Annotated in this window: 24 protein-coding genes; 22 read left to right on the top strand and 2 right to left on the bottom strand. The window is 47.7% G+C overall.

Features of this window, described 5'->3' with window-relative positions; genetic code table 11:
* Positions 1 to 64 precede the first annotated feature (64 nt).
* From AB4Z30_RS15855 to AB4Z30_RS15920, 14 genes are all read left to right on the top strand, one after another.
* Positions 65 to 1066: a beta-ketoacyl-ACP synthase III gene (locus AB4Z30_RS15855; RefSeq protein ID WP_441928018.1), complete on the top strand. Its 1002-nt coding sequence runs from the start codon at positions 65 to 67 to the stop codon at positions 1064 to 1066.
* Entirely contained in the window at positions 1056 to 2297 is a 1242-nt protein-coding gene (locus AB4Z30_RS15860) for an ATP-grasp domain-containing protein (protein WP_441928020.1), read from the top strand. The genes AB4Z30_RS15855 and AB4Z30_RS15860 overlap by 11 nt, the downstream gene beginning before the upstream one ends.
* Complete coding sequence (locus tag AB4Z30_RS15865) at positions 2294 to 3289, top strand: NAD-dependent epimerase/dehydratase family protein (RefSeq protein ID WP_441928022.1); 996 nt, start codon at positions 2294 to 2296, stop codon at positions 3287 to 3289. The genes AB4Z30_RS15860 and AB4Z30_RS15865 overlap by 4 nt, the downstream gene beginning before the upstream one ends.
* Positions 3283 to 4167 (top strand): MBL fold metallo-hydrolase, encoded by an 885-nt coding sequence (locus tag AB4Z30_RS15870; protein WP_441928024.1) that lies wholly within the window; start codon positions 3283 to 3285, stop codon positions 4165 to 4167. The genes AB4Z30_RS15865 and AB4Z30_RS15870 overlap by 7 nt, the downstream gene beginning before the upstream one ends.
* Positions 4164 to 5483, top strand: a complete 1320-nt coding sequence (locus tag AB4Z30_RS15875; protein WP_441928026.1) for a F390 synthetase-related protein — start codon at positions 4164 to 4166, stop codon at positions 5481 to 5483. Before AB4Z30_RS15870 ends, AB4Z30_RS15875 begins: the two co-directional genes overlap by 4 nt.
* 68 nt (positions 5484 to 5551) lie before the next feature.
* On the top strand, positions 5552 to 6523 hold the full coding sequence (locus AB4Z30_RS15880; RefSeq protein WP_441928028.1) for an SDR family oxidoreductase: 972 nt from the start codon (positions 5552 to 5554) through the stop codon (positions 6521 to 6523).
* Positions 6524 to 6591: 68 nt separating this feature from the next.
* Positions 6592 to 6735, top strand: a complete 144-nt coding sequence (locus AB4Z30_RS15885) for a hypothetical protein (RefSeq protein ID WP_441928030.1) — start codon at positions 6592 to 6594, stop codon at positions 6733 to 6735.
* A gap of 21 nt (positions 6736 to 6756) precedes the next feature.
* The gene (locus AB4Z30_RS15890) at positions 6757 to 7314 is read left to right on the top strand and encodes a GNAT family N-acetyltransferase (RefSeq protein ID WP_441928032.1); all 558 of its coding nucleotides are present in this window, start codon (positions 6757 to 6759) and stop codon (positions 7312 to 7314) included.
* A gap of 171 nt (positions 7315 to 7485) precedes the next feature.
* Positions 7486 to 7854: a hypothetical protein gene (locus AB4Z30_RS15895; RefSeq protein WP_441928034.1), complete on the top strand. Its 369-nt coding sequence runs from the start codon at positions 7486 to 7488 to the stop codon at positions 7852 to 7854.
* A 13-nt stretch (positions 7855 to 7867) separates the two neighbouring features.
* The gene (locus tag AB4Z30_RS15900; RefSeq protein ID WP_441928036.1) at positions 7868 to 8374 is read left to right on the top strand and encodes a GNAT family N-acetyltransferase; all 507 of its coding nucleotides are present in this window, start codon (positions 7868 to 7870) and stop codon (positions 8372 to 8374) included.
* The gene (locus AB4Z30_RS15905) at positions 8374 to 8820 is read left to right on the top strand and encodes a hypothetical protein (protein ID WP_441928038.1); all 447 of its coding nucleotides are present in this window, start codon (positions 8374 to 8376) and stop codon (positions 8818 to 8820) included. The genes AB4Z30_RS15900 and AB4Z30_RS15905 overlap by 1 nt, the downstream gene beginning before the upstream one ends.
* Before the next feature lie 21 nt (positions 8821 to 8841).
* The gene (locus AB4Z30_RS15910) at positions 8842 to 9228 is read left to right on the top strand and encodes a hypothetical protein (RefSeq protein ID WP_441928040.1); all 387 of its coding nucleotides are present in this window, start codon (positions 8842 to 8844) and stop codon (positions 9226 to 9228) included.
* A gap of 117 nt (positions 9229 to 9345) precedes the next feature.
* Positions 9346 to 10143 carry a glutamate racemase gene (murI, locus tag AB4Z30_RS15915; protein WP_441928042.1) on the top strand — a complete coding sequence of 266 codons (798 nt, stop codon included), beginning with the start codon at positions 9346 to 9348 and terminating at the stop codon, positions 10141 to 10143.
* A 24-nt stretch (positions 10144 to 10167) separates the two neighbouring features.
* A complete protein-coding gene (locus AB4Z30_RS15920) occupies positions 10168 to 10746 on the top strand; it encodes a histidine phosphatase family protein (RefSeq protein ID WP_441928044.1) in 579 nt (192 codons plus the stop codon).
* A gap of 77 nt (positions 10747 to 10823) precedes the next feature.
* Here the strand turns inward: AB4Z30_RS15920 and AB4Z30_RS15925 are convergent, their stop codons facing one another.
* Both AB4Z30_RS15925 and coaA read right to left on the bottom strand, forming a co-directional pair.
* On the bottom strand, positions 10824 to 11186 hold the full coding sequence (locus AB4Z30_RS15925; RefSeq protein ID WP_441928046.1) for a DUF423 domain-containing protein: 363 nt from the start codon (positions 11184 to 11186) through the stop codon (positions 10824 to 10826).
* 97 nt (positions 11187 to 11283) lie between these two features.
* Positions 11284 to 12213: a type I pantothenate kinase gene (gene coaA / locus AB4Z30_RS15930; protein WP_441928048.1), complete on the bottom strand. Its 930-nt coding sequence runs from the start codon at positions 12211 to 12213 to the stop codon at positions 11284 to 11286.
* A 216-nt stretch (positions 12214 to 12429) separates the two neighbouring features.
* On the opposite strand from coaA, the gene AB4Z30_RS15935 reads away from it, so the two are divergent.
* The 8 genes from AB4Z30_RS15935 to odhB all read left to right on the top strand — a co-directional run bounded on the left by AB4Z30_RS15935 (position 12430) and on the right by odhB (position 20719).
* Positions 12430 to 13218 (top strand): DUF3891 family protein, encoded by a 789-nt coding sequence (locus AB4Z30_RS15935; RefSeq protein ID WP_441928050.1) that lies wholly within the window; start codon positions 12430 to 12432, stop codon positions 13216 to 13218.
* Between the two features lie 182 nt (positions 13219 to 13400).
* The gene (locus tag AB4Z30_RS15940; protein ID WP_441928052.1) at positions 13401 to 13898 is read left to right on the top strand and encodes an 8-oxo-dGTP diphosphatase; all 498 of its coding nucleotides are present in this window, start codon (positions 13401 to 13403) and stop codon (positions 13896 to 13898) included.
* A gap of 47 nt (positions 13899 to 13945) precedes the next feature.
* On the top strand, positions 13946 to 14314 hold the full coding sequence (locus AB4Z30_RS15945; protein WP_441928054.1) for a YybH family protein: 369 nt from the start codon (positions 13946 to 13948) through the stop codon (positions 14312 to 14314).
* A gap of 86 nt (positions 14315 to 14400) precedes the next feature.
* Entirely contained in the window at positions 14401 to 14835 is a 435-nt protein-coding gene (locus tag AB4Z30_RS15950; RefSeq protein WP_441928056.1) for a GNAT family N-acetyltransferase, read from the top strand.
* A 151-nt stretch (positions 14836 to 14986) separates the two neighbouring features.
* Positions 14987 to 15472, top strand: coding sequence for a GNAT family N-acetyltransferase (locus tag AB4Z30_RS15955; RefSeq protein ID WP_441928058.1), 486 nt, complete (start codon positions 14987 to 14989; stop codon positions 15470 to 15472).
* Between the two features lie 50 nt (positions 15473 to 15522).
* Complete coding sequence (locus AB4Z30_RS15960; protein ID WP_441928060.1) at positions 15523 to 15957, top strand: NUDIX domain-containing protein; 435 nt, start codon at positions 15523 to 15525, stop codon at positions 15955 to 15957.
* Positions 15958 to 16571: 614 nt separating this feature from the next.
* Positions 16572 to 19445, top strand: a complete 2874-nt coding sequence (locus AB4Z30_RS15965) for a 2-oxoglutarate dehydrogenase E1 component (RefSeq protein ID WP_441928062.1) — start codon at positions 16572 to 16574, stop codon at positions 19443 to 19445.
* Between the two features lie 5 nt (positions 19446 to 19450).
* Positions 19451 to 20719: a 2-oxoglutarate dehydrogenase complex dihydrolipoyllysine-residue succinyltransferase gene (gene odhB, locus AB4Z30_RS15970; RefSeq protein WP_441928064.1), complete on the top strand. Its 1269-nt coding sequence runs from the start codon at positions 19451 to 19453 to the stop codon at positions 20717 to 20719.
* Positions 20720 to 20884 lie beyond the last annotated feature (165 nt).

The raw sequence follows: 20884 nt of genomic DNA on the forward strand, positions 1-20884 counted from the left end.
ATGCGTTTAATGATTACTAGCACAACATTTACATAAGACCTACGAAAGAGAAGAGGTTGGGCAAATGCAGCTTAGAAGAGTAAGAATCGCAGGTACAGGGAAATATCTCCCCCAGATGAAGGTGACGGATGAGGAATTGGATGAGCGTTTGAATGTTCCGAAAGGCTGGGTCAGCAAAGCGACGGGGGTAGGTTTTCGTTATTACGCCTCGGACGAGGAGACTTCTTCTTACATGGGTGCGAGAGCTGCTGAAGCGGCTCTTGCCGATGCGGGTCTGTCCTTTGGAGAGATCGATTGTTTGGTATGCACAAGCGGCACGAAGGAACAGCCGCTGCCAAGTACAGCTGTCTTTATTCAGCAGGCTATGGGAGAGGAAGATTCGGGTGTACCTGCCTTTGATATGGATGCGACCTGTCTGAGTTTTCTGAACGGTCTTGATGTCATCTCTTATATGGTGGATGCTGGACGTTACCAGCGTGTTTTACTTGTAGCCACCGAGATTGCCTCAGCCGGATTGAACTGGAAAGACCCTGAAAGTGCCGCCTTGTTTGGGGACGGAGCGGCGGCAGTCATCATTGAGCGTACATCTGAAGAGTCAGGCTCACAGATCATACACGCATCACTGCGTACCTATAGCCGGGGAGCAAGGTTTTCGGAGATTGCAGGCGGAGGCACAAGGCAGCATGCAGCCCAATATAATGTGGCTCAGCCAGATCCATTTCTCTTTCATATGGATGGACAAGCCATTTTCCGGATGGCGTCCAAGCTGCTACCCGGTTTCATGAATGAGATGCTTCAAGCTTCCGGGAACGAGATGCAGGATTTCAGGCTTGTCATTCCTCATCAGGGAAGTGCAATGGCTATGCGTTTGATTCGCAAGAAGCTGGGTATTCCGGAGGAACGCTTCATGGATATTACACGAGGTCATGGCAATACCATTGCGGCCTCCATTCCAATGGGACTGCATGAAGCTATTCGTCAGCAACGAATACAGCGTGGTGACCGTGTACTGATGATTGGAACGGCGGCGGGTTTATCCTTGGGAGGACTCATCTTTGATTACTAGATTCGGACAACGTGGGCTTCAAGCACAAGCTGGTCATTCATACAAGGTACTCCTTACTGGAGGCCGGGCTCCGGTGACGCTGGACTTGGCTCGCATGCTCCATCGGTCAGGCCATCTTGTATTTATTGCAGAGAGTGTGGAGAGGCACCTGTGCAGGACGTCCAGCGCGGTGGAGCATTGTGCGCTTGTTCCATCGCCGCGTCATCATACAGAGGATTACCTGTCAGCATTGGAACAATGGATCAGGACATGGCAGATTGATCTGCTGATTCCGATGTGTGAGGAAGTATTTTATGTGGCTCAAGGAATGGCTCGGTTACGGCAACATTGCCGTGTTCTGACTTCTCCTCTGCAGCAGTTACATGTCCTTCATCATAAATACGATTTTATTCAGCTTGCCAAATCTATGGGACTGCCGGTTCCCGATACACATCTCATTCAAAGTCCGCAGGAGTGGATGCAGACTCAGCATATCCTGAACGGGTCAGGGGAATGGGTTTGGAAGCCGGTCTATTCTCGTTTTGCTGCCAAAGTGCGTATGCCAATAGCTGGATTGCGTCACGATCCGCCGGGGGAAGAGATGTTATCACCTGTCTTCCCTTGGGTGGCACAGCGCTACATTCAAGGACGAGGACTCTGCACCTACAGTGTAGTGCATGAAGGCCAGTTGATTGCCCATGCCACCTACGACAGTCGGTATCGCACGGGCAATGTAGGCGCGAGTATTTTTTTCGAACAGGTTCAGCATGAGGGTGTGCGAGCGTGGGTACAGCAATTTGTACAGGCGGTAGGTTTTAGCGGGCAGATTGGTTTTGATTTTATCGAAGACGTGTCTGGTCAGGTGTTCGCCATTGAGTGTAACCCGAGGGCAACCAGTGGTATTCATCTGTTTCATCCTGGTGATGGTTTGGTGCGTGCATTGCTTGAACCTGAGGTGGTGTTAAACCAAAGAACAGAAGTTATCCCGCAGTCAGGTAGTGATAAAGCCATGCTTGCCCTTCCTATGCTGGGAAGCGGCCTCAGGCAGATCCGACGCCGTAAAGGTAGCTTGGGAGCATGGAGGGCGGCTTGGACTGATGCCAGGGATGTCGTGTATATACGGCAGGATTGGCGGCCGTTCTTCGAACAATTTGCGGTAGTACTGGCTGCTTGGCGTCTCGCGCGTTCACAGCAGATTTCGCTGACGGAAGCATTGACTCACGACATAGAATGGAACGGTGAACAACGATGAAGAGAGCATTAGTGACCGGGGCTACGGGGTGTTTGGGTAGACACTTGGCGATAAGGCTTGCATCCGAAGGATGGGATGTTACCGGTATGGGCCGACAACAAGAGATCGGCGTCACTTTGGAAACGGCTGGAGTTCGATTCTTGAAAGGAGATATCCGGGATCAACAGGCTGTGAATGCAGCATGTGAGAGTCAGGATGTGGTGTTCCACTGTGCGGCGTTATCGTCACCATGGGGGAAATATCGGGATTTTTACAGTAGTAATGTGCAGGGAACTCAGAATCTGGTTGATAGTTCTCTGCGCAGTCAGGTACAGCGGTTTGTCCATGTCTCCACACCAAGTATATATTTTAATTACATTCCCCGTTATGAGGTTCATGAGAATGATCCGCTGCCAGCCAAACCCGCCAATCATTATGCGGCTACCAAACGTCTCGCTGAAGATATCGTGATGGAGGCACATCGTAACGGACTACCGTCCATCATGATTCGTCCGCGTGCTATTTTTGGCCCATATGACCAGACGCTTTTCCCGCGTATCGTTGCAGCGAATGCCAAACAGGGTGTACCGATGATCGATGGCGGACAGTCATTGATTGACCTGACGTGCGTGGATAATGTGGTGGATGCCCTGATGCTTTGCGGTGAAGCTTCTGCTGATTCGCTTGGGAGAGCCTACAATATTTCGAATGCAGATCCGAGACCGTTTGCAGAACTGGTCGAGACTCTGTTTGACAAGTTAGACATGCCGCTGCGGCGTCGAAATATTCCTTATACGATGGCTTATGGAGTGGCCAGTGTGCTGGAAAGTGTTCATCGATTCATTCCTGTACTGGGTGAGCCACCTCTCACCAGATACACGGTCGGGTCGTTGGGCGTGCCGCAGACATTAAGTATATTGGATGCAGAAGAGCAGTTGGGATATACACCGCGAGTTTCCATTGAAGAGGGTTTTCAGCAATTTGCAGATTGGTGGAGGACTGAATCATGTTAACAACGAAGCCGGTTAAGCTATATTTGGGCGCAGCGGGGTATTGTACCCATCCCGAGTTTCTAACACTGCGCGGAGGGAGTTTACGAGCGGTTCCTTTTCCTGCAGGCTTTGCCTGTATCCTTCATCCGGATCATGGCCCGATTTTGCTGGACACGGGATATAGTTCTCGTTTCTTTGAAGAGACTGCTCGCCTGCCTAACGCCTTGTATCGTCATATCACACCCGTGGTATATCGGGAAGAAGATAGTGCTGTTCATTTTCTGGAGCGGATCGGGCTTAAGGCAACAGATATCCGTTATGTCATTCTTTCGCATTTTCACGGGGATCATATCGCCGGTGTGAGGGACTTCCCGGATGCCCGGTTTATTTATTTGCCAAGAGCATATGATGCGGTTCGCTCTCTTGGTTCGATTGCGGCGGTGAAGGCTGGTTTCCTGGCTGGACTGCTCCCGGATGATTTTATCCAGCGATCAATGCCCATTAACGATCAGCCCAAGAAATGGTCGGAAATGGCAGAGAGTAGAGGCATAGCAGCTCCGGAAAGATTCCCGTGGGAGGAGGTATACGATATTTTTGGAGATGGCAGTCTGCTTGGTGTAGATGTCTCGGGTCATGCGGAAGGCATGATGGGATTGTTGCTGCGTACAGAACAGCATAAATATTTTTTATGTGCGGATGCGGTATGGTCGAGTCGGGCTTTTCGTGAAAAACGCAGACCTCATGCACTTGCGGGCATCATTATGTCAGATCGGCAGCAGTACAGACAGAACTTCGACAAGTTGATACAGCTTCATCAGCAGTTCCCTGCGCTTCGTATAGTGCCGAGCCACTGCCAAGAGGTGCTGAGCGAATGGGGCACAGGAGGAACGGGGCGATGAGTAATCCCATTCGAATTGTAACTCATTATGCACTGGCGCGTGTCCTGCGCAGATGGCGTACACGGACGCAGCTTGAACGCTGGCAGGAACGCCGAATCAAGCGGCATGTCGAGCGGGTTCGGGCGCAGTCTCCATTTTATCAACAGTGGTGGGAGGGGTTGAACGCATCTGATTGGAGACAGTTTCCGCAGATTGAGAAATCCATAATGATGCAGCATTTTGATACTCTGAACACCGTTGGGATTTCGAAAGAAGAGGCGTTGATCCTGGCTGGTGAGAGTGAAGATACTCGTGATTTCAAGCAGTCCTCCATCAAGGGGGTAACGGTGGGGCTCTCTTCCGGCACATCCGGTAACCGGGGCATATTTCTGGTCAGTGATCAAGAGCAGGACGCATGGACGGGTACGGTACTTGCCAAACTGTTACCAGGCGGGCTGTGGAAACCTGCAAAGATCGCATTTTTCTTACGCGCGAACAGCAATTTGTATGAATCGGTGAAGCGTGGCAAACTGCAATTTCAGTATTTTGACCTGCTGGAGCGTGTGGATGTACTCGTTGAACGCATGGAAGAATACCAACCGACGGTGTGGGTGGCTCCGCCCTCCATGCTTCGTATGCTGGCTGATGCTTATCTACAGGGACGTTTAACCCATGTGCCAGACAAAATCATTTCTGTAGCCGAGGTGCTTGATCCGCTGGATCGTAACGTGCTGGAGCGTGTTTTTCGGCAGACCGTTCATCAGGTGTACCAGTGTACAGAAGGTTTCTTGGGAGCGACCTGCGAATACGGAACCTTACATCTGAATGAAGACATTGTGCATATTGAAAAAGAATACCTTGATCCGGCCACCCGGCGGTTCGTGCCTGTGATCACGGATTTTTCCAGAACGTCACAGCCGATTATCCGGTATCGGCTGAATGATATATTAACCGAGGCGGCAGAGCCGTGCGCCTGTGGTTCATTGTTTACTGCCATTGAGCGGATTGAGGGCCGCTGTGATGATACGCTTTATTTTTCACATCAACGTGAGGGTAAGGCTGTTTCGGTTTTTCCGGATTTCATCAGTCGTGCGGTCATTGCGGCCTCGCCAGCCATTGAGCATTATCGCGTGGTGCAGGGTGGCAGTGGAGTATTGGAAGTATCCATGCGGATCAGGGAAGAAGCGGGTCAGGAGCAGGTACAGGCAGCTGTGTTGCATGAACTGGGAAAATTGGCAGAGAGGCTGCAATGTGTGCTTCCAGAGGTACACTTTGTGCCGTATACGTTTGAACCGGGGATAACGAAGTTGCGGCGGGTGGAGAGACGTGTGAATTAATGAGGCTTGCTTGCCCAATGAACGATATAGATCGAAATATTCTTTTACACTTTAACGGAGGTGATGAAGTGACTGTGTGGGCGTACAAAATAGGAGAGGATTCACCAAACCCTGCGGATGGCAGAAGTACGACAGGGGATAGCAGACAAACCGAATTATCACAATCATCAGATGCAAAACAATCAAGATCAGGCAGTCTCGGGGATCAACACCCTGTTGCTTTAATCACAGGAACATCCAGTGGCTTCGGCATGCTGACTGCCATCACACTTGCTAAGCAAGGTTATCGTGTTATTGCCACGATGCGTGATCTGAGCCGTAAGGGAGAACTTTCGAATCGTGCCGAGGAGGCAGGAGTGACCGATCGACTCTACTATGTACAGCTTGATGTAACGGATTCGGAATCAGTGCAGACCGCTGTAGATAAGGTGCTACAGCAATATGGACGAATTGATATGTTGGTGAATAATGCGGGCTTTGCTGTAGGCGGATTTATTGAGGAAGTGTCGATGGAGGATTGGCGGCGGCAGATAGAAACGAATCTGTTTGGACTTATTGCAGTTACACGCACCGTTCTGCCTGTCATGCGTGAACAGAAGCGTGGGCTGATTGTTAACCTTTCGAGCGTGAGTGGTTTGTCCGGTTTTCCGGGATATGCGCCGTACGCCGCTTCCAAATTTGCCGTGGAAGGCTTCAGCGAAAGTCTGCGCCATGAAATGTCCTCATTTGGTATCCGGGTGGTGCTGGTTGAACCCGGGGCATATCGTACACCCATCTGGAACAAAGGGTTGGGAGAGATCCACCAGAAGGAGAATTCCCCCTATAAACATAAGCTGGATGCGGTTCTGCGGTATTCAAAACAGGCGAGTGAGACTGCACCTGATCCGCAAGAGGTCGCTGATCTGATCGGACGGATTGCGCGAATGCGTGCACCACGGCTACGATATGCACTAGGCAAAGGCTCACGGTTACTCATCATCGGAAAGGCACTGCTGCCATGGAAATGGCTGGAGTGGCTAATTGCTCGTGGCCTTCAATAGTTTAAGAGTGCGTGATGGTGTGTTTATACGCGAGGCAAAGTCATAACCTTTTTATAGGGGGGGAATTCATGTTTGAAGTCATTGTTATTGTACTGCTGATTATCATTGTAGGCTTGCTCCTACATATCAACAGTAAACTTCCGGCGCGTGACCGGGTACAGGAAGCGATGGAAAGGGATCGTCATGGGCGTGGTAACGAAAATACGAACTAAACTGCTGGGAGGAGATGAAGGATGAGAAGAGATGCTGTACGAGACTCGTATATTCTTCGTAATATCGAGCGGGACGAATCTGACCTGTATTGGCCTTTGCGACTTGAGGCGCTACAGACACACCCCGAAGCTTTCGGGGCTTCATACGAGTTGTCCAGTCAGTTATCCATGAGTGAAGTGAAAGAGCGCATACATAACGAGCCTGATGATTACATTCTGGGTGCGTATACCCCTGACGGCAAACTTGCGGGCATGATGGGTTTTAAAAGGGAATACGGCCTGAAGCTCAGGCATAAGGGATTCATCTGGGGTGTCTATGTCTCACCTGCTCATCGAGGGAACGGAGTGGCATCCCGATTGTTATCCGAGATTTTGGAACGGGGCAAACATCTGGAGAATCTCAAGCAGATTAATCTGAGTGTAGTGACTACCAACGCTTCTGCGAAACGATTGTATGAAGGACATGGGTTTGAAGCCTACGGGATCGAACGTAATGCCCTGGAAGTGGGCGGACAAGGGTATGATGAGGCGCATATGACGTATTTTTATAACGAGAAACCAGGATTGAATCCTAATTAAAAGGCAAGAGGAGATGTCCAATGACGGTGAAAGCACATCGTTCCCGGAGGTACACATCTGCCGCTGAATTTGGTTCAGCCTGGAGAGAAGCGAATGCGCAATGATGCAATAGAATATTCGTAACCGTGCACAAAATCCCGTATAATGGAAAATAATGAGGGGGTGATGACGATGTGCCGATATGCGATGTCGGGGCCTTATAAGGAGATCTATGCTTGTTTTCACTGTCGCAAGTCGTTTAAACAAGTATCACCTTATGATTTGAGCCCGGGGACCGCGGCAACTCTTGAACATAAGTGCCCGCAATGTGCAGAGGTTATGGTAAGCATGGGGCATGATTTTCAAGCTCCAAAGCAAAAGGACATCAAACAATGGACCAAAGTGATGACGCTTTATCGTCATGGTGTTACTTATCATAACTGTGGATGTGGGGCAGGATATCGTCCAGCCGAACTGCGTGAAGTCCCCGAATTTCTGGAGCAACAGGCTGCTGGACGAAGAAGTGAAGGAGAGAGACTGCTTCATCGCTTGATGGAATAGGAGAATAAGTAACATGATTCGTACATTCTTACAAAAAGACTTGCAGTATGTCATAGAAGCGCATATCCGTATTTATCGGGAAGAGTATAATTATGATGACAGCTTTGCGGCATTTATTATCGATGCGTTGCAGACTTTCGCTCATACGGGAGATTTCACAAGAGAAATGATGTGGATTGTAGAGCTGAATCAGAGGCCTCATGGTTCGATTGGGCTGACACGTGTGAATGATAAGGTGGCTCAGCTACGATGGTTTCTACTTGAACCTGAGGCCAGGGGTGCAGGGTGGGGAAGGAAGCTCATTGAGCACGTTATTTCGTATGCAAAGCAACAAGGATATCGTTCCATTTCATTATGGACTAATCAGTCTTTATTTGGCGCCCGCAGGTTATATGAAGCCTATGGTTTTGAAGTGAAAGAAATTCGGAAGCAGATTTTGTCTGGTCAGGAACTGACAGAAGAACGATGGGAGCTTGCTCTCGATCTGGTAAAGGAGCAAAAACTGCGCCAGGAGATGTAATGATGAAAACAGAGCCTGTTTATGCTGAAAATACAATTGTTGGCGTTTGGTTTATGGGCGTGTGGCATTGGTATGTCACCGAACGGGAATATTGGTTTTTAAACGTTGAAATGGAAGAACGGTTTGGTATCCGTGTGTTGAATGAGGAGACGGCGGCTGTTTTCCTACAGGCGATTCAGGAAGAGCAGGTAAGCGCGGCTGAACTGAAGAGTGTGCTTCAACAATTTCGGGAGAGTCATAACGAGAGTGATGAATGGCTTAAGTACGTGCCGTCCTTTCTTGTCGATTTTGACAGGCAGCTATTCTTCTCCATGTTCCCGGAGCCTGCTTCCTTCGAGCATTACATGCCGGATGGCTGGACAGGGAGTTACATGGATTTTTTAGATAAGGTTCCTGAGAATGAACGATACTGGAAGATAGCAGGCAAGTCTTTATTTGAAGATTAACTTTCTTAGCGAGGTGCTGCAATGAAACGTAAATGGATCATGACGAGCTTGCTGTCCATATGCACAGCGTTAGGCTTATCAGCATGTGCTGTTACAGCGGACGATCAATCTGCGGCGAAAACCATCAAACAAAGCTTGGATACATTAGTCGGCGAACCTGTTCTGGCTGCCAGCAGCAATCCGAATGATTATATCGCAGGCAATCAGGCCGTATATGAAGCTATTCTTCAAACGGGCTCAGAGGGTCTGAATCTTTTGTTGGATCAGCTTGAATCCAGCCCGGACAATGGTCTGAAGGAGTGGATTATGGCTCAGGCCAGTGCCGATATGATGGGACATGACAATCCAGTGCATAACTGGAACAGTGGTAAAGATTGGTTGAGACAATATAAGACGAACACAGATTAGGTTATTCCTTGGACTATTCTTTTAGCCTTATTGTGATTATAAGCTTCACCTCCAGTCATCATGAGTAGTAATGAGCGGTTCCCCGAACCGAAAGAATACGTTATAGAGGTGACATCTTTGACCAAAAAAATTGCTTTTTTTGATTCAGGCATCGGTGGATTAACGGTACTGCATACCGCTTTACAGCAGTTTCCGGAAGAATCCTATATCTATTATGCAGATACATTGCACGTTCCTTATGGAACCAAGTCTGCGGATGAAGTTCGTCGTTATATTTTTGCCTGCGTGGATGCTATTGTTCGAGAAGGAGCAGAGGCAATTGTAATCGCGTGTAATACCGCAACCAGTTTGGCTGTTAATGATCTGCGTTCCATTTATAACATTCCGATCATTGGTATGGAACCAGCTGTGAAACCAGCCGTCGAGATGAATCGGGACAACGGCAAGCGGGTACTTGTGTTTGCTACGGCTTTGACTTTGAGTCAGACGAAGTATAACGAATTGGTATCACGGGTGGATGATGAGCATCGGGTTGATTCCTTCGCGCTCCCTGAACTGGTGGAATGGTGTGAGCAACTGGAGTTTGATCCGGTCAAAATAAAAGCATACTTCCGCTCGAAGCTCGCCGACCTGGATCTGGAACAATATGGGACGGTGGTAATGGGCTGTACGCATTACCCGTTCTACACATCCATCCTGCGCCAAGTAATGCCAGAGCATATTCAGATCGTTGACGGTAGCACGGGTACGATTAATCATTTGAAACAGCGACTTGGACTTGGTATACGGCAGCCAGTTGAAAGCACTGGACCGGAGCGGGAATGGGACGTATCTTTTTTCAGTTCAGCAGAGCGAATGGAAGATCAGGACAAAATGCGTATTGCACTTCAGTATCTTAATGAAAACAAACTGTAGACCAGACCACCGGAGGTGTCGGCAATGGAGTCCATTGTTCTGATTCGTCACGCAAAAGCCGAAGGACAGGAGCCTTACGCAAGTCTGACAGATGAGGGATACAAACAGGCTGGAAAATTGGCGGATATGCTGTCCGGTCACGGGATTTCCTATATCGTATCCAGTCCATGGAAAAGGGCAGTGCAAACGGCCGTGCCTTTAGGCGCGGCGATACAGCAGCACATTCATACAGATGAACGCTTGCAGGAAAGGGTGCTGAGTACACAGAATCTGCCGAACTGGATGGATGTGCTGAAACGTACATATGAGGATGAAGATTGGGCCGCAGAGGGCGGAGAATCGTCTCGAACCGCGGCTGCCAGAGGTTTGGCATTGCTGGGGGAATGTTGGAGCAGACCAGAAACCCATGGAGCGGTTGTCACACATGGTAATCTGTTATCGTTAATCATTCGTCATTATGATTCTTCTTTTGGTTATTCCGAGTGGGCCAAGCTTTCCAATCCGGATGTATATATTTTGAGACGGACGCAGGACTCGTTAGAAAAAGGAAGTTACCAAGAGGAGAGGCATAAGGTTACTATATCCAGACTGTGGATGGAGTGAATGAAAAGAGCGCTCCAGCATCACGTTCGTTCAGCTGGAACACTCTGTAGGATCGATGAAAATGGCTCTCTTTCTTCTTACAGTGCTGCGAATAGCAAGGTAATCCAGCCGGCGAGGAAGGCTACACCACCTATGGGTGTCACGGCTCCCCACTTGCGGACACCTGTAACACTCAGTGTATAGAGGCTTCCGGAGAACAGAATAATTCCGGCAAACAATAGCCAGCCTGCGGTCATGACAAGGGATGAGGAAGTCAGCCGATCTGCGAACAATCCAAGCAGGATGATGCCGAGTCCGTGAGCGATATGATACTGCACACCTGTTTCATAAATTTTGATCATGTCAGCGGATAACTTGCGTTTGAGCGCGTGTGCCCCGAAGGCACCCAGTGCAACGGCCAGAAACATCATAATACTGCCGAGAACCACCAGCGTTTGCATGTCGTTTTCTCTCCTTTATAAGGGTGTAACCGTTTATTTAACGGGTAATAAGCAGTATGTCCATCGCTTGGCGATCGAGGCTGCTAGGGTATCTCATTTATAACTTGCGTAATTGAATCTGCTGAATGGAGTGATCGGCTTCTTTTTTCAAAATCAAGCGGGCACGTCCTTTGGTTGGCAAAATGTTTTCATGCAGATTTTTCGCGTTAATGTCTTGCCAGATCTGGTTGGCCGTTTCAATCGTCTCTTCTTCGTTAATATTGGCGAATCGCTGATGGAAGAAGGAATCTTTATTCTGAAAAGCAGTCTGACGAAGCACCTTGAAACGTTCGATGTACCAGTGCCGGATGTGCTGTTCCTCTGCATCAATGTAGATGGAAAAATCGAAGAAATCACTAACCAGTAAAGGGGTTTCCCGTTTTACTTGCAGCACGTTGATGCCTTCAATAATCAGAATGTCCGGCTGGCAGATTGTTTTCTCTTCACCTTTAATTACATCGTAAGCCAGATGTGAATAAACAGGTGCTTTAACTTCAGGTTTGCCTGATTTCACATCGCCCATGAATTTAATGAGTGATTTGATATCATAGCTCTCGGGAAAACCTTTGCGGTTCATGATGCCTTTCTCTTGTAGCACCGCATTTGGATATAAAAAGCCATCCGTGGTGACCAGATCGACCTTGGGTTTGTTCTTGCCACGGGCGAGTAAAGCCTGAAGAAGACGGGCTGCTGTACTTTTTCCCACGGCAACACTGCCCCCGATTCCAATAATATAGGGGGTGTGAAGTGCTTGCTTTTTCATAAAAGAGGCCGTTAGTTGGTCAAGCTCCCGTGAAGCTCTGGCATATAAGTCAATGAAGTGGGTAAGGGGCAGATAAACATCCTCAACTTCCTGAATGGATACTTCTTCGTTCAAGCCCTTTAGCTGTTCCAGTTCAGCTTCCGTCAGCGGAAGAGTGATCTGATGTTCTTTGAGTCCAGCCCATTCTTTGCGGTTAAACTCGATGTAAGGTGAGTATAAATTCATGAGATCCCGCTTTCTGTATGTAATGTAATCGAAGACACAATCAATAGTGTACCAAATTTCAGCGAACTGACAACACTTTTACATGCTCTGTTTCAGAGAGAGCGTTACGTATAGAGGGTGTAAGGTAGCTAAATACGGTACGCAGAATGGCTTATAAGAAAGTTTAACCCAATTTATGTTAAAGTCAACGTATACCATGCGGAAGGGTGACAGCAAATGATCGTATATGAGAGAGAGCATGATTTTGTTTTGACTGCACAACATGAGCATGGAATTGTCGCTGGAGACATGGCTGCGCATTGGAGGACGGAGTGGCTTCCCCAAGGATCACATCGAGAGGATTTGATGCTTGCGGCAAAGGAGCACGACCGGGGATGGATTGAACTGGATGCGGCACCGTTATGGAACGATTATAGTCAGATTCCTTACTCTTTTCGTGATTTCCCGTTGCGTCCGCGTTTTGTGTTCTACCGCAAGGGGATTGAAGAAGTTAGACAACAGAATCCATATGCAGGTTTATTGTGCAGTCTGATGTATACAGAACTGTTTCAGAAAACGCTTGGAGCAAGTCCGGAAGATGATGATGACATCCGGCAATATCTGCTTGAAGAGCAGAAACAGCAGGAGTACTGGAAGCAAGAACTGGGCGGCGATGCTGCAGAGCTGGAACAGCGGCTGAAGAACGATGTAGAGATCATGCTGTTCTGTGATCAACTCAGTCTCTTTCTATGCATGGAGGAGCCAGGTACACCTACGGCACGTTATGATTTTTTTGCAGAAGGGCTCGGCTGTGGCTTTGACACCTGTCCAAGTGCAAACATTCAAATCGAGTGGGCAACAAGCGAAAAAGTAGCTTTATCCTTTTTTCCATTTGATGAGGAATTTGAAGTCACGATGTCTTACAAAGTGGTGCCCAAGGCCAGCATCCGCAAGTTTGGAATGTTACAGGCATATCGCCGGGCTAATTGGAAGAAACGCAGTATATGGATAACAGGGTTATCCTGAGTTATAGTTAAGCGCACCCCTAGGTTACTCAGGTAAAAGCGGCATACAACATAATCATTCAAACGGGCATCTGGTGTTGCGGGCGTCCGTTTTTGATGTGGAAAAAAATCTAGCAGGAATAAACGGATGATCTCCAGAAATCTTAGTGAAACGAGAGAAAAGTGCATCTTGGGAGGCTGAACATGAACTATCAGGTTGAGATTTATACGATGAGTATGGTGTGGAACCCGGTTAGCGATCAGGTCTTATTGATGAATCGGCCGAATCATAAAGGATTCCCCGGATACATTGCACCTGGAGGGAAAGTAGAGTTTCCTGAAAGTATTGTGGATGGAGCTATGCGTGAAGTATTTGAAGAGACAGGGCTTGTTGCGAAGGAAATTACCTACAAAGGACTGGATGAGTTCTGTGATCCAAATCAGGGGTTAAGATACATGGTATTTAACTACTTGGTCACTTCATATGAAGGAGAGCTTCTTACCGATCCGCCAGAGGGTGAGTTAAAATGGGTGCCCGTGAAGCAGGCACTGGATTTGCCGATGCAGGACTGGTTTGCAGAGCGGTTCCCGCGTTTTTTTAACTCAGGTACGTTTGAACGGAGCGTAGTTTGGGAGAAGTCGAGTGGACAAACCTTGCAAGAGACTTTCAAGACATACAGGGATCAACCTGTGATCATATGAGGCCCGCCAATTATGAAATCAGATGAGAAGGAGTGTGCATAAACATTATGGGATATGAGCAGGCATTGAATGCATATATTGACGCCACGAATACACATCGGTTTGACGAAGTAAGCAAGCTGCTGGCGCCAAATGCACTCTATTGGTTTACAGATACTTCATGTACATCTTTGGATGAGATTCAAGCCTACTTCCAAAATGCCTGGGATACGGTGAAAGAAGAGGTGTATCGTGCAGAGGATGTACATTGGATAGCAGTAGATGAGCGCCAGGCGGTATGCACTTATTCCTATCACTGGGAAGGATATGTTCGTGGGAATCATGCTTCAGGACAAGGGAGAGCTACAAACGTATTTGTAAAAGATAATGAGGGAGCATGGAAATTGATTCATGAGCATTTGAGCCCGAGTGAATAGGGACGATCACATCGTATCCATATCTATATATTTAGTTCCAGATATTGTGATATAATGAAGTTTACTTTGTTTTGGAGGTGCAGGTGATGGAAATTGTATTTCGGGATACGTTAGCGGGAATTGACTGTGACCAATTAAGTGGAGGCTTCTTTGACAGTTGGCCGAACCCGCCATCAACTTCAACGTTTCTCAAATTGTTAGAGCAGTCGTATGCAATTGAACTAGCTGTTGATGAGCAGACGGGGAATGTGGTAGGTTTCATTCAAGCCATCTCGGATGGCGTACTCAGTGCTTACATTCCTTTGCTGGAAGTACTGCCGGAGTATAAGGGTCAAGGGATTGGTAGTACGCTTATACAGCGCATGCTTCATCGTCTCCAGGGACTATATATGATTGATCTTCTGTGTGATCCGGAAATCCAGACATTTTATGAAAAATATTCGATGCAGAGGTCAACGGGCATGTCTGTCCGTCATTATTCCAATCAAGCAGGACACATAGGCAACAAACAGAACGACTAACATAGATTGCAAAACAGCAGAAACATCAGGATTAACAGGTACATTAGGCAACTTGTGAAGCTTCAGAAAGAGTAATTTGTAGATTTGCCATACATAGGCTTCTGCAAAAGCATGGAAAGAATAATTTGGATGTGAAAAGGTGGGGATTGGCATGAACTTGTCGTTCCGAATATTGGACTGGGATGAAGAAAAACCGTATGAACTTTTACTGATGGCAGACCCTTCAAAAACAATTGTAGATGAATACCTGAGCAGAGGCGTTTGTTTTATAGCGGAGTATGAGGGAGAAATGGTAGGAGAGTTTGTATTACTCAAAACTCGCCCGGAGACAGCAGAGATTGTTAACATTGCTGTGCAGGAGGAATTGCAGGGACAAGGTGTTGGCAAACACATGATTAAGGAAGCCATGGAGGCTGCGAGAAGACTCGGTTGTCGTATATTGGAGATCGGAACGGGGAATTCCAGTTTTCATCAATTGAAATTGTACCAGCGCTGTGGTTTTCGGATTACCGGCGTGGAACGGGATTTTTTTGTAAGGCATTATGAGGAAGAGATCATCGAGGATGGTATTCGCTGTGTGGATATGATTCGTCTTGCTATTGATCTAAATGCTGTAACAGATGAGGAGAAGAAGTAGAGCAGAGGTGAATAAGCTAAAAGTATCGAGGGAAGGGAAGGGTACCCAAAGTGAACACGCATACGCATGTGGGTGTATATGGGCTAGCTATATGGGAACAATCCTATCTGTTGATCCAGAAGGCTCGTGGCCCATATTACGGAAAATGGGATCTACCCGGTGGAAGAATGGAATTCGGGGAAACGCCGGAAAATGCACTGATACGAGAATTCGAAGAGGAAACAGGGATCATTCCTATGCAATTTTCCATTCGCTCTTCACAATCCGTTGTTGTGAAGTGGGAATACCAGGGTGAGCCCGAGGAAGTACATCATATCGGTATTCTATACAATGTTGTTATCGGGCAGAGCAATCCGCTGGAGCATATCAGAAGAGGTCCGGATGGGGAAGACTCGCTGGGAGCAGCGTGGTTTACGTTAGAGCAAGTGAAAGATATGCAATTGACTCCTTTTGCAAAATATATGATGAATCTCTCCAAGGAATAAAGATAGGACAGACAGTCAAAAGGCCGCGAGGAGTTCCGTTCGAGCGGCTTTATTCTATTGGTATATTGTTAGAGTTACTTCGGAAAACCCAATTTCTTGTTGAATAACATGTGAATTGGTTAATGTTTAAATGGACGGTTTGTTTTTGGACAGAATGGACCACAATTCTTATTAAGGAGGTTTATACGGAAATCAGATCTGGATTTGACGGAATCCGGTGTTTGTGGCTTGCCCAGAATTGCACCGATTATTCGATTCATCTAATTTATGCATCAATTGAGCTAAAAATAGGAAATGCTCCTGAGCGTAAAAGTTTATAGAATAGAGGTTAGAACACGAACTTCTCTGAAAACGGGGAAGAACGTATAACCTTCGAACGGATCAGGACATTATTCGACATCTGTGCGATGGTAGAACTAATCATTGTATTACTTTGATTTTGAAAACGCAGACAAACCTTTGACGGGAGCGTCGGAACAACGTTATTACCACGAACAGCATGATGATTGGACTTCATGAAAAATTTCGCTTAAAATGTTGAACGAACGCGAATTACGGCTTATCCAATGATTTCCGTCAAACCCTATGACAAAATCAAGACGGAGGGAACGTTGATGACGATCGAGAAAGGCAACATGAAACCCTGGGAGAGTTACTATGGTCCCAATATGGGATACGTGCAAGAACAATATGAATTATTCACCCAAGATCCGGGTGCAGTGACACCGGCTTATCGTGAATTGTTTGAGCAATGGGGCGCGCCGCCGATGTCCGGCAAGGGTGCAGAGACCCTTTCGAATTCCGGGAATGGCCAATCTGCTTCCGGAAGTGTAGATATTCAACTATTACAGAAAGCGGTTACAGCGGGCAAACTCGTATGGAACATTCGTACGTACGGCCATCTGGCTGCGGATATTGATCCACTTGGAATCAGTGAAGCAACAGATACATCATTGCTGGAACCAAAACACTTTCAATTAAATGAGGAAGATTTGAAGGCACTGCCTGCTTCCCTGATCTGGGAAGGTGCAGACGGCCAAACAACGACTGGCTGGGATGCTATCCAACGTCTTCGTCAAATTTATACTGGACCAATCGCATACGAATTTAGTCACGTCCATGAAGTGCAGGAGCGCGAATGGTTGAATCGTCGTGCAGAATCCCGCACATCTCCAGCTCCTCTTACGCAAAGTGAACGTACAGCTTTGCTGGAACGTTTGGTTGAAGCTGAACAATTTGAAGATTTCCTGCACAAAACGTTTGTTGGACAGAAGCGTTTCTCCATCGAGGGTAATGATGTGCTTGTACCCATGCTGGATGAAGCAGTCCGCCTTATGACAGAAGCAGGGTCCAGTCACATTCTGATGGGTATGGCTCACCGTGGACGTTTGAACGTTCTCGCTCATGTACTGGGCAAGCCGTACAGCAAAATTTTCTCTGAATTCCATCATGCCCCGAACAAAGACTTGGTTCCTTCGGAAGGTTCAACAGGAATCAACTATGGATGGACGGGGGATGTCAAATACCATATGGGCGCGAACCGTTTTGTCAAAGACGGGGAGACTGTGCAGGCTCGCCTGACACTTGCAAACAACCCGAGCCATTTGGAATATGTCAATCCGGTTGTGCAAGGTTTCGCACGCGCAGCTCAGGATGACCGCCGTGAACCAGGTTATCCGAAGCAGGATGTAACGAAGGCAGCGACGATTCTGATGCACGGGGATGCGGCTTTCCCAGGTGAAGGCATTGTAGCTGAAACGCTGAACTTCAAAGCATTGCCAGGTTATCAGAATGGCGGAACGATTCATATCATTGTGAACAACCGTCTTGGTTTCACTACGGACAGCAGCGACTCACGTTCAACTTATTATGCAAGTGACCTTGCTAAAGGTTATGAAATTCCGATCGTGCATGTCAACGCAGACAACCCTGAGGCATGTATTGCCGCGATTCGTATGGCTGCGGAGTATCGGAATCGTTTCAAAAAGGACTTCCTGATTGATCTGATCGGATACCGTCGTTATGGTCATAACGAGACAGATGATCCGGAAACGACGCAACCGCTCGTGTATGACAAGGTGAAGAATCACCCGACAGTTAGCCATCTGTATCAGGATATGCTTAAGAATGAATCTGTCATCGATGATGCTTTTATTGCGAGTGTTCGTGATGGTGTAGCAGAGCGCTTAAAAGAAGCTTATGATCAGATGAAGAAAAATGAAGTGCATGAATACTACCAGCGCAACATCAGTGAGTCCGAGGCGGTTACAATCACCCCAACAGCAGTGCCTCTGGAGCAACTGCGGAGCATTAATGCGGATCTTCTGAAATGGCCAGAGACCTTCAATGTATATCCAAAATTGCAACGTATTTTGCAACGCCGGAGTACAGCTCTGAATGAAGGGGAAAAAGTAGACTGGAGTCTTGCAGAAACACTGGCATTTGCAACGATATTGGCAGATGGTAAACCGATCCGTATCAGTGGTCAAGATGCGGAGCGGGCAACTTTCGCTCACCGTAACCTTGTGTTGCATGATGCTACGAATGGTGAAAAATTCTGTCCGTTGCATCATTTGCCACAGGCAAAAGCATCATTTGCCATCTATAACAGCCCGCTATCTGAAGAATCTGTCGTTGGATTTGAATATGGATACAACGTGTACTCACCAGACACACTCGTGATCTGGGAAGCGCAATTTGGTGACTTTGCCAACTGTGCACAGGTTATTTTTGACCAGTTCGTGTCTGCCGGACGTGCAAAATGGTCTCAAAAATCAAGTCTGGTCATGTTGCTTCCACATGCGAACGAAGGTCAAGGGCCGGAACATACAAGCGCACGCTTGGAACGTTTCCTGCAACTGTGTGCAGAAGACAATATGACGGTAGTTAATCTGTCAAGTGCGTCACAGTACTTCCACCTGCTGCGTCGTCAAGCTTCCTTAACAGAGACTGAGGATGCACGACCACTTGTGATGATGTCTCCTAAGAGTTTGATCCGGAATCCGCGTGTTGCATCACCAGCCGCCGAATTCAGCGAAGGCAAGTTTGAACTTGTGCTGGAGCAACCAGGTCTTGGTACGAAACCGGATCGGGTAGAACGTATTATTTTGTGCAGTGGTAAAGTTGCCATTGATCTGGAAGATGCGATTGATAAGCACAAAGGGGACTTGTCCTGGCTTCATATCATTCGTGTTGAGCAACTCTATCCGTTCCCAGCGGAAGAGATCAAACGTGTACTCGCACGTTTCAGCCAATTAAAAGAGCTGGTATGGGTGCAGGAAGAGAACAAAAACATGGGTGCCTGGACGTATATGGAGCCTCGTCTTCGCGAGATCGCGCCTGAGGGCACTACCGTGAGATATGAAGGCCGTCCGGAACATGCGAGTCCTTCCAGCGGTTATCAGCTTGTGCATAGCATGGAGCAGCAATTGATTGTTACAGCAGCATTGAAACAAACGGCGAAGAATAATATTCCACTGGGGAGGTAACAGCTGTGAGTGAAATTAAAGTACCTGCAATGGGTGAGTCAATAACTGAGGGAACGGTGTCCAGATGGATGGTTAAAGAAGGAGACACGGTTAACCAAGGTGATGTTTTGCTTGAACTGGAGACAGATAAGGTCAACATCGAGATCAGTGCTGAAGAGAGCGGTGTACTCGAGAAAATCATTCGTCAGGAAGGCGAGACCGTTGAGATTGGTGAAACGATCGGTACGTTGTCAGCTGGAGCAGGGGGCGGAAACGCTCCAGCTGCTTCCGAACCAGCAACGTCTGAATCCAAACCGGCACCGGCACCTGAGGCTCCAGTAGTGCCAGCTGCTGTTGCTGCGCCGCCTGAGCCTTCGGATAGCAGCAAAACAGCTTCTCCTTCTGCACGCAAACTTGCTCGTGAGCGTGGGATTGAACTGGATCAAGTGCAGAGCAAAGATCCGATTGGCCGCGTGTATCAGGATGATGTGAAAAGCCATAGCAATCAGCCGTCTACTCCAGCAGCACCACCAGCTGCTAAAGCTCCTGCTTCTACGCCTAGCGCTCCAGCAGCCGGAGGTGCGACTTTTGCCAAGCCGGTAGAGCGTCAGCGCATGTCCCGTCGTCGGGCAACCATTGCGAAGCGTTTGGTTGAAGCACAGCAGACTGCAGCGATGTTGACCACTTTCAATGAGGTTGACATGACAGCGATCATGGACGTTCGTAAACGTCGCAAGGACAAGTTCAAAGAGAAACACGATATCAATCTGGGCTTCATGTCTTTCTTCACAAAGGCGGTTGTCGGTGCACTTAAAAAATTCCCGACGATTAACGCGGAGATTGATGGCGAAGACGTTGTATTGAAGAAATTCTACGATATCGGTATTGCGGTATCCGCAAAAGAAGGTTTGGTTGTTCCGGTTGTACGGGATGCTGACCGTCTGGGCTTTGCTGAAATCGAAAGAAGCATTGCAGACCTGGCGTCCAAAGCGCGTTCCAATACGCTCGCATTGTCTGATCTGCAAGGTGGTACATTCACTATTACCAATGGTGGAACATTTGGTTCCCTGTTGTCTACGCCAATTCTGAATACTCCGCAAGTAGGTATTCTCGGAATGCACAAAATTCAGCTTCGCCCAGTGGCGATTGATGCTGAACGGATGGAAAACCGTCCAATGATGTATATTGCCTTGTCCTACGATCACCGAATTATTGATGGAAGCGAAGCCGTACGATTCCTGGTGACTGTAAAAGAATTGCTTGAAGATCCGGAATCCTTGCTGATTGAAGGTTAATAGCTTTAATGTCTGCAACGGACTTTATTTCTTCCTATGAGATTTAAGATTCCGCAATAGAACAAACCCCCTGGTCAAGCGCAGTTTGTACTGTGCCCGATCAGGGGGTTATTTTCTTGTATTTGGATCAGAAGATAGCAGCAAAGTTGGCTCCCTTTAGCGTTT

It is taken from the genome of Paenibacillus sp. 2TAF8 (genome assembly GCF_052114825.1).
Lineage (GTDB): Bacteria > Bacillota > Bacilli > Paenibacillales > Paenibacillaceae > Paenibacillus.